The sequence below is a fragment of the Streptomyces sp. NPDC002125 genome (assembly GCF_053593715.1).
In genome coordinates this window covers 1-10,575 of record NZ_JBSFDD010000057.1, presented here as the reverse complement: position 1 = coordinate 10,575, position 10,575 = coordinate 1, and the positions used below count along the sequence as shown (strand labels likewise).

General features: G+C 71.3%; 2 protein-coding genes. Both read left to right on the top strand.

Annotated features, from left to right (window positions below; all coding sequences use genetic code 11):
- Positions 1–6,639 (top strand): type I polyketide synthase (locus ACWCQM_RS40520; RefSeq protein ID WP_450920067.1); only part of this gene is annotated, 6,639 nt, incomplete at its 5' end.
- 39 nt (positions 6,640–6,678) lie between these two features.
- On the top strand, positions 6,679–10,575 hold a 3,897-nt coding region (locus ACWCQM_RS40515; protein WP_450920066.1), incomplete at its 3' end, for a type I polyketide synthase.

The following is a 10,575-nucleotide window of genomic DNA, read 5'->3' as shown; positions in this document are numbered from 1 at the left end:
GCTGTCGTCACGGTCGCCGCGTGCGACACGGGGGACAGGGACGCCCTGGCCGCGCTGATCGCCGGCATCGACACGGACCACCCCCTCACCGGCGTGGTGCACGCAGCGGCGGTCGCCGACAACGGCCTCACCGGAACGCTCACAGCAGACCGACTGGACACCGTGCTGCGGCCGAAGGCCGACGGCGCCTGGCATCTGCACGAGCTGACGCAGGATCTTCCCCTGAAGCAGTTCGTGCTGTTCTCCTCCGCCGGCGGCCTGGTTCTCGCCGCTGGACAGGGCAACTACGCGGCGGCCAACGTCTTCCTGGACGCCCTCGCCCTCCACCGGAGCGCCGCCGGACTGCCCGCCACCTCGCTGGCATTCGGCATGTGGGCCGTGAACACGGGCCTCGGCGGCTCACTCTCCGAGGCCGACCTCGACCGGATGGACCGCCTCGGCACCCCTGCTGTCGCAGCCGAGGAAGGGCTCGCCCTCTTCTCCGCAGCTCTCGGCACCGGGCTGCCCGCCCTTGTCCCGCTGCCCGTGGACACCGCGGCCCTCGCGGGCCGCTCCGGCGAGCTTCCCGCCCTTCTGCGGGACCTGGTGCACCGCCCCGGCCACACACCTCGCCGCGCCGCCGCCACCGGCACGGCCGCCGCAGATGACCGGCTCGGCGGACTTCTCGTCGGCACCGAGGCGGAACGCTCCCGAGCGCTGCTCGAACTGGTCCGGGCCGAAGCCGCTACCGTGCTCGGCCACAGCGGGGCCGACGGCGTCAGCCCGGACCGGGCGTTCAAGGACATGGGATTCGACTCACTCGCGGCGGTGGAGTTCCGTAACGCCCTCACCGGTGCCACCGGTGTACGGCTGCCGGCCACGCTCGTGTTCGACCACCCCAACTCCCGTGCGGTCGCCGACTTCATCGGAGCGCGGCTGTCCGGCGTCTCCGCCCCTGCGGCACCCGCCGTGCGAGCCGCCGTGCCCGCAGCCGCCGACGACCCGATCGCCATCGTCAGCATCAGCTGCCGCTTCCCCGGCGACGTCAGAAGTGCCGACGACCTGTGGCAGCTGGTCGCCGAGGGGCGCTCGGCCATCACCGGATTCCCCGCCGACCGCGGCTGGGACGCCGACGCCCTCTACGACCCCGAGCCCGGCACCCCTGGCAAGACCTACGCCCGTGACGGCGGATTCCTGCACGACGCCGCGGACTTCGACCCCGAGTTCTTCGACATCATGCCGCGCGAGGCCCTGGCCATGGACCCCCAGCAGCGGGTGCTGCTCCAGGGGGCCTGGGAGGCCATCGAGCGTGCCGGGATCGCTCCGGACTCGCTGCGTGGTTCCCGTACCGGCGTCTACGTCGGGATCATGTACCACGACTACGGCTCCCGGGCCGGCACCGTGTCCGACGAGCTGACGCCCTACCTGGGCAACGGCAGCGCAGGGTCCATAGCATCCGGGCGTGTCTCCTACGCCCTGGGTCTGGAAGGCCCGGCCGTCACCGTGGACACCGCCTGCTCGTCGTCCCTCGTCGCTCTGCACTCGGCGATCCAGGCCCTGCGGTCCGGTGACTGCGACATGGCACTGGCCGGCGGCGTCACCGTGATGCCCAACCCGGACATTTTTGTCGACTTCAGCCAGCAGCGGGGTCTCGCGGCGGACGGCCGCTGCAAGTCCTTCTCCGCAGGCGCGGACGGAACCGGCTGGTCCGAGGGACTCGGCCTGCTCCTGGTGGAGCGGCTGTCGGACGCCCGGCGCAACGGTCACCCGGTGCTGGCGGTGGTACGCGGTTCGGCCGTCAACCAGGACGGTGCGAGCAATGGACTCACGGCCCCCAACGGCCCCTCCCAGCAGCGCGTCATCCAGCAGGCACTGGCCTCTGCCGGCCTCACCACGAACGATGTCGACATGGTCGAGGGACACGGCACCGGGACCCGCCTCGGGGACCCGATCGAGGCCCAGGCCCTGCTGGCCACCTACGGCCAGGAGCGCCCCGAGGGGCAGCCGTTGTGGCTGGGCTCCATCAAGTCCAACATCGGCCATGCCCAGGCCGCGGCCGGCGTCAGCGGCATCATCAAGGCCGTGATGGCACTGCGCCACGGCCAGATGCCCGCGACCCTGCACGTGGACCGCCCATCGGACCAGGTGGACTGGTCGGAGGGAGCCGTGGAGCTGCTGACCGAGGCCCGGAACTGGCCGGAGACCGGCCGCCCGCGCAGGGCCGCTGTCTCGTCCTTCGGGCTCAGCGGTACCAACGCCCACATCATCCTGGAGCAGGCTGCGGAGCCGGCGTCCCCGCCGGCCCAAAAGCGCCTCCCCGATACGGTCCCGCACGTCGTGCCCGTACCGCTCGCCCTGTCCGCGGCCAACGCCACCTCGCTGGCCGCCCAGGCGGAGCAGCTCCACAGCCATCTCTCCGACCACCCCGAACTCGACCTGCACGACCTCGGGTTCTCCCTGGCGACCTCTCGTGCGGCTCTGGAACACCGTGCAGTGGTGCTGGCGACGGATACGGAGCAACTGAGCACCGCTCTGGTGGCGTTGCAGGACCTGCGTGAGAGCTCCGCTGTTGTGCGGGGACTTTCGCGATCGGTCGGAGCCTTGGCCTTCCTGTTCACGGGTCAGGGTGCGCAGCGGGTGGGGATGGGGCGTGAACTCCATGCTTCGTTCCCGGTGTTCGCCGATGCTTTTGATGCGGTGGTCGCTGAGCTGGATGGTCATTTGTCCGCGTCTCTGCGGGATGTGGTGTGGGGTGAGGACGCGGAGGTTCTGGGTCGGACGGAGTTCACTCAGCCGGCGCTCTTTGCCTTCGAGACGGCGTTGTTCCGTCTGCTGGAGTCGTGGGGTGTGCGGCCCGACTTCCTTGCCGGTCATTCGGTCGGTGAGCTGACGGCCGCACACGTCTCGGGTGTGCTGTCGCTGGCTGATGCGGCGCGGCTGGTCGCTGCCCGTGCGCGCTTGATGCAGGCGCTCCCGGAGGGTGGTGCGATGGTTGCCATCCGTGCTTCCGAGGACGAGGTTCTTCCGTATCTGACGTCGGATGCGGTGAGTGTCGCTGCGGTGAACGGTCCGGAGGCGGTGGTGATATCCGGTGCCGAGGCGGATGTGCTGGAGGTTGCGGCCCGGTTCGAGGCTGAGGGGCGTAAGACGAGTCGTCTGCGGGTCTCGCATGCGTTCCACTCGCCGCTGATGGAGCCGATGCTGGCCGAGTTCCGTACGGTCGCGGAGAGCGTGACGTTCGGTGAGGCTCGTATCCCCGTGGTCTCCAACGTCACCGGCCAGCTGGCCTCCTCGGACGATCTGCGTACGCCCGAGTACTGGGTGCGTCACGTCCGTGAGGCGGTCCGTTTCGGCGACGGCATTCGTGCGCTCTCCGCTGCGGGTGTCTCTGTGTTCCTGGAGGTCGGCCCGGATGCGGTGCTGACCGCGATGGCGCAGAACTCCGCGGCCGATGCGGTGTTCGTGCCCGGTCTGCGGCGCAACCTGAGCGAGCCCGAGGCGCTGGTCGCGGCGCTCGCGCGGCTGCACACGGTCGGCCATGTCCCGGACTGGGCCGCGTTCTACGCGCCCACCGGAGCCCGCCGCGTCGACCTGCCCACGTACGCCTTCGAGAAGCGGCACTTCTGGCTGGATGCCGCCGAGGCGCCCGCCGTCGATGCTGCCGGTCTCGGGCAGGTGGCCGCCGGGCATCCTCTGCTCACGTCCGTGGTGGTCTCGCCCGAGGGCGGCAGCGTGGTCCTCACCGGCCGGCTTTCGGTGACCACGCACCCGTGGATCGCCGACCACGACGTGCTGGGCACCGTGCTGCTGCCCGGTACCGGCTACGTCGAACTGGCCCTGCGTGCCGCCGAGGAGGTCGGCTGCGACCTGGTCGAGGAACTCGTCATCGAGGCGCTGATGCCCCTGCCGGAGAACGGCGACGGAGTCGCGGTCCAGGTGGTGGTCGGCGAGCCCGACGGCGCGGACCGCCGCTCGCTGGCCGTCTACTCGCGCGTCGAGGACGCTCCGCCGCAGGTCGAGTGGACCCGGCACGTCTCCGGATATCTGGCCGTCGAGAACCGCGAACCGGTCACCCCCGAGGAGTTCGACGTCGGCTACGGGGTCTGGCCGCCGGCCGGTGCGGAACCGGTCGACGTCAGCAACGTCTACGACTACCTGACCGCGCAGGGCTATCACTACGGTCCGATGTTCCGTGGCCTGAAGGCGGTCTGGCAGCGCGACAAGGAGGTCTTCGCGGAGGTCGCCCTCCCGGACTACGCGCGGGACGAGGCGGCGCGATACCGCATGCATCCCTCGCTGCTGGACGCGGCGCTCAGCGCCACGGACTTCCTCGGCGGCCGGAAGCCCCAGGACGTCGGCGCCTCCATGCTGCCGTTCTCCTGGTCCGGTGTGTCCCTGCACTCGGGCGGCGCCGCCTGCTTCCGCGTACGGATCAACTGGACGGGGTCCGACGAGGCGGTCGGCTCCGACGCCGTTCGGCTGGAGCTCGCCGACGAGCACGGCACACCCGTCGCCAGCGTCGAGTCCCTGGTGGTCCGGGCCGTCACGCCCGACCGGGTGTCGGCAGCCGCCGCGGCATCCACCGGCACCCGTCACCTGGAATCGATGTTCCGGCTGGGCTGGAGCCAGCTGCCGGTCGGCGCGCACTCCGACGCCACCGTCGGCGACTGGGCCGTCATCGGTGAGGACGACCTCGGTCTCGCCGCCGATCTCGGCCTCGCCCCCGACGCGCTGCCCGTCCATGCCGACCTCGCCGCGCTGCGGGCCGCCGTCGACGCCGGTACCAAGGCGCCCGAGCTGGTCCTCCACCGCTGCCCGGGTGCGGCGGAGGGCGACGACGTGGCCGAGCGCACCCACCGGACGGCGGCCGAAGTCCTGGGCCTCGTCCAGGACTGGCTGGCCGACGACCGGTTCGCCGACTCGCGGCTCATGCTCGTCACCCACGGCGGCGTACTCACCGAGACCGAACCCACCGAGGGAACACCGAACGATCTCTCGCAAGCCCCCGTCTGGGGCCTGATCAGGTCCGCCCAGCAGGAACACCAGGACCGCCTGGCCCTGGTCGACCTGGACGGCTCGGACACCGCCCGCCGGACGCTGCCGGCCGTGGCCTCGCTCCGGGAGCCGGAAGCCGCGGTCCGCGGCAGCGAGGTGAAGGTGCCACGGCTGGCCCCGATGTCCGCGGCCGAGGGAGACACCCCGCAGACCTGGGGTCCGAACGGCACCGTCCTGGTCACCGGCGGTCTCGGCGGCCTGGGAGCGGTGCTCGCCAGGCACCTGGTCAGCTCCCACGGCGTCCGCCACCTGGTGCTCACCGGCCGCCGTGGCGCCGAGTCGCCCCGTGCCGCCGCGCTGCGCGACGAACTCGGGGCGCTGGGTGCAGAGATCACCGTCGCGGCCTGTGACACGGCCGACCGTGACGCCGTGGCCGGACTGCTCGCCGCGATCCCGGCGGACCAGCCGCTGACCGCAGTGGTGCACGCGGCCGGAGTGATGGACAACGCCCTGATCGACGCGCTGACCACCGAGCAGCTCTCCGAGGTGTTCCGGCCCAAGGTCGACGCGGCCTGGCACCTGCACGAACTCACGCGGGACATGCCGCTGAAGGCATTCGTCCTGTTCTCCTCGGTGTCCGGCCTCGCCATGGGAGCGGGTCAGGGCAACTACGCCGCTGCCAACCGCTTCCTGGACGCGCTCGCCGCCCATCGCAGGACCCAGGGGCTTCCCGCGGTCTCGCTGGCCTGGGGCCTGTGGGCCACCCGGACCGGCCTCGGCGGTGCCGGAGTGGACGAGGACCTCGAGGAGCAGCGGATGGCGGCCATGGGCCTGCCCGCCCTCTCCTCGGCGGAGGCGCTCGTCCTCTTCGACCAGTCGCTCGGCCTGGCTGCCTCGACCCTGGTGCCGTTGCGGGTCGACGCCGCAGCGATGACCGCGTCCGGCTCCGTCCCCGCCGTGTTCCGCGAAGTCGTACAGCGCACCACCGCCCGCACCGCCCGACCCGCCGCCGGCGGTCAGGGAACGCGCTCCACCCAGCGTGTCCGGAGCTCCGCACCGGACACGCAGAGCACCCAGTCGCTCGAAGAGCGTCTGGCGGCGCTGCCCGGACAGGAGCGCGACCGGGTCCTGCTCGACACCGTGCGCACCCACGTCGCGGCCGTACGGCACGACGAACCGGACGCGATCGACGTGGAGAAGGGCTTCACCGAGCTGGGCCTCGACTCGCTCGCCGCGATCGAGCTGCGCAACCGTCTCAGCTCGGCGACCGGGCTGCGGCTCCCCGCCACGCTGATGTTCGACTACCCGAACCCGGTGACCCTGGCGAAGTTCCTCCTGGAGGAGCTGCTGCCCGGCATCGAAGCGCTGGCACCGGCGGCCCCCGCTCCGGCCTCGAACGGCACGGGCAGCGGCGCACGGGGGCCGGCCGCGTCCGGGGACGACGCCGAGCTCCAGCGGCGGATAGGGACCGTCTCCATCGCCCGCCTCCGAGAGGCCGGACTGCTGGACACCCTGCTCAAGCTCTCGGAGGAAGCCGGGACACCCGGCAACGGGTCCGAGGAGTCCGGCAGCAACGGCAGCGACGACAGCAACCGCAGCGACGCGATCAAGAGCATGAACATCGAGGACCTGGTCCGGGCCGCGCTCGGCACCGACAAGTCCTGACAGCATCCGGTCACCCAGCGAGAAACCAGGGACAATCACGTGGAAGCATCCGCTGAGCAGATCGTCGAAGCACTGCGCTCGTCCATGCTGGAGAACGAACGGCTGCGCCGGCAGAACCAGCAGCTCACCGACCGTGCCGACGAGCCCGTCGCCATCGTCGGCATGGCGTGCCGCTACCCCGGTGGCGTGCGCACCCCGGAGGAGCTGTGGCGTCTGGTCCGCGACGGCAAGGACGCCGTCGCCGGGTTCCCCACCGACAGGGGCTGGAACCTCGACGCCCTGTACGATCCGGAGCCCGGCGCCGTCGGCAAGTCGATCGCCCGCGAGGGCGGCTTCCTCTACGACGCCGTGGACTTCGACCCGGAGTTCTTCGGGATCAGCCCCCGCGAGGCGCTGGGCATGGACCCGCAGCAGCGGATGCTCCTGGAGACCGCCTGGGAGGCCTTCGAGAGCGCGGGCATCGACCCGACGTCCGCGAAGGGCTCCGCGACCGGCGTCTACGCGGGCGTGATGTACCACGACTACGGCCCCGGCAGCAGCGACGGCAGCCTGGTCACGGGCCGGGTCGCCTACACCCTGGGGCTGGAGGGCCCGGCGGTCACCGTGGACACCGCGTGCTCCTCCTCGCTGGTCGCCCTGCACTGGGCCGCCCAGGCCCTCCGGAAGGGCGAGTGCACGCTGGCCCTCGCCGGTGGTGTGACGGTGATGACCGAACCCGACATGTTCGTGTACTTCAGCGAACAGCGGGGCCTGGCGGCCGACGGCCGCTGCAAGTCCTTCTCCGCGGGCGCGGACGGCACCGGGTGCTCCGAGGGCGCCGCGCTCATCCTGCTGGAACGCCTCTCCGACGCCCGCGCCAACGGACACCCGGTGCTCGCGGTGATCCGGGGCTCCGCCCTCAACCAGGACGGCGCCTCCAGCGGGCTCACCACCCCCAACGGCCCCTCCCAGCAACGGGTCATCCGTCAGGCCCTGGCCGACGCGGGCCTGACCGCCGCCGACATCGACACCGTGGAGACCCACGGCACCGGCACCACCCTCGGGGACCCCATCGAGGCGCAGGCCCTGATGGCCACGTACGGCCGCGAGCGCGCCCCGGGGGGAGAGCCGCTGCTCCTCGGCGCGCTGAAGTCCAACCTGGGACACACCCAGGCCGCAGCCGGGGTCGGCGGCGTCATCAAGATGGTCCTCGCCATGCGGGAGGGGCTCCTGCCGGGCATCGTCCACCTGGACGAGCCCACCCCTCAGGTGGACTGGTCCGCGGGAGCAGTGGAACTGCTCACCGAAGCGCGGGCGTGGCCGGAGACCGGCCGTCCACGACGAGCCGCCGTCTCCTCCTTCGGCATCAGCGGAACGAACGCCCACGTCATCGTCGAACAGGCACCGCCCGCCGACGAGGACACCTCCGCACGTGCCGACGAGGACCCGCGCCGCGCCCCCTCCGTCATTCCCTGGGTGCTCTCCGCGAAGACCCCGCAAGCCCTCACGGCACAGGCCGACCGGCTGCGCGGTCACCTCGCGAGCCGCCCCGAGGCCAGAGCGCTCGACATCGCCCACTCCCTGGCCACCGGCCGGGCCACGCTCGAGCACCGAGCGGTCCTCATCGGCGAGGACCGCGCCGAACTCGACGCTGCACTCGACTCCTTCGTCCGGAGCGACACCTCCGCGACTCCGCGCCGCCGGGGCCGCACCGCCTTCCTGTTCACGGGCCAGGGTGCACAGCGGCTGGGGATGGGCCGTGAGCTGTACGGCGCGTTCCCGGTGTTCGCTGAGGCTTTTGACGCGGTGGTCGCCGAGCTGGACGGTCAGCTGTCGGGATCGTTGCGGGATGTGGTGTGGGGTGAGGACGCGGAGGTTCTGGAGCGGACGGAGTTCACTCAGCCGGCGCTGTTCGCGTTCGAGACTGCGCTGTTCCGTCTGCTGGAGTCCTGGGGTGTGCGGCCCGACTATGTGGCCGGGCATTCGGTGGGTGAGCTGACGGCCGCGCATGTGTCGGGTGTGCTGTCGCTGGCTGATGCGGCGCGTTTGGTGGCTGCGCGTGCGCGGTTGATGCAGGCCCTGCCGGAGGGCGGGGCGATGGTCGCCATCCGTGCTTCCGAAGAAGAGGTCCTGCCCTACCTGACCTCGGACGCGGTGAGCATCGCCGCGGTGAACGGCCCGGACGCGGTGGTGATCTCCGGCGCTGAGGCGGATGTGCTGGAGGTTGCGGCCCGGTTCGAGGGCGAGGGGCGTAAGACGAGTCGTCTGCGGGTCTCGCATGCGTTCCACTCGCCACTGATGGAACCCATCCTGAAGGTGTTCGGCCAGCTGGCCGCCACGCTCACCTTCAACAGCCCGAATCTCCCGGTGGTGTCGAACGTCACCGGGGAGCTGGCCACCGCCGACGAGCTCCGTTCGCCCGAATACTGGGTGCGGCACGTGAGGGAGGCCGTGCGCTTCGCCGACGGCATCCGCTGCCTGGAGTCCAAGAACGTCACGACGTTCATCGAAATCGGACCCGACACCGTGCTCACAGCGCTGGCGCAGGACTGTGTCTCCGCCGGCAACGAGCAGCAGGACGCCGCGGCCCTCATCCCCACCCAGCGGCGCGACCGTTCCGAGCAACGCGAACTGCTGGCAGGGCTCGGCGCGGCACACCTCCGCGGCGTGCCGGTCGACTGGAGCGCGGGCCTTCGGAACACGGGCGCCAAGCGTGTCGACCTGCCCACATACGCCTTCCAGCGGCAGCGCTACTGGCAGGAGAGCTTCACCAACGCGGCAGGCAAGGGCGATGCCGCCGGCGCGGGACAGACTCCCCTCGATCACCCGCTGCTCCGAGCGGCCGTGAGCACGCCCGACGAGCGGATGGTCCTGACGGGCCGTCTCTCCGTCAACTCTCACCCGTGGCTCGCTGATCACAGTGTGCTGGGCAGTGTGCTGGTGCCGGGCACGGGACTGGTCGAGCTGGCGGTGCGTGCGGGTGAGGAGGTCGGGTGCGGCTTCCTGGAGGAACTGACCCTTCAGTCGCCCCTGGTGCTGCCTGACAGCGACGCAGTACACGTCCAGGTCGTCGTCGATGCTCCGACCGAGGACGGCGGGCGGCCGGTGGGCGTCCACTCGCGGCCGGAGGGCGACCCCGAGGCACCCTGGACGCTGCACGCGGAAGGGATGCTGCGCCCGGAGGCGCCTGCTGCTGACTTCGATCTGGTGGCGTGGCCGCCGGCCGGCGCGGTGCCGGTTCCAGTCGAGGGCGCGTACGAAGGGCTCGCGGAGCAGGGGTATGGGTACGGGCCGGTGTTCCAGGGGCTGAAGGCTGCTTGGACGCGGGGTGAGGAGATCTTCGCCGAGGTCGCTCTTCCCGATGAGGCTCGCGAGGAGGCAGGGCAGTTCGGTCTGCACCCTGCTCTGCTCGATGCTGCCCTGCATGCGGCGATGGTCACGGAGGTGCCTGGCGACGGTGCTCCGCATCTGCCGTTCTCGTGGACGGGTGTGTCGTTGTTCGCGGCGGGTGCGTCTGTGGTGCGGGTGCGGATTGTGCGCGGGGCTAAGGGCCAGTTGGTGTTGGAGGTGGCTGATGGTGCGGGTGTTCCTGTGCTGTCGGTGGGGTCGTTGGTGGCGCGTGAGGTGTCTGCCGAGCAGTTGAGTGCGGGTGGGCGTGGGGCTGCTGGTGGCTCGTTGCTGGCGGTTGAGTGGGGTGTGGTGGCCGGGGGTGCGGCTGCTGCGGGTGTGGGTTCGTCCGTGTGGTGGGAGGACGTTGCCGCCGACGGCCAGGTGGGTGCGGATGCGGTGGTGTTCGCGGTCCCGGAGGTGTCTGGGACGGATGTTCCGGGTGCGTTGCGGGGTGCTGTTGGTGGGGTTCTGAGTGTGGTGCAGAAGTGGTTGGCGGATGAGCGGTTCGCTGATGGCCGGTTGGTGATTGTGACGCGTGGTGCGGTGCCGGTGGATGGCAGCGAGGTG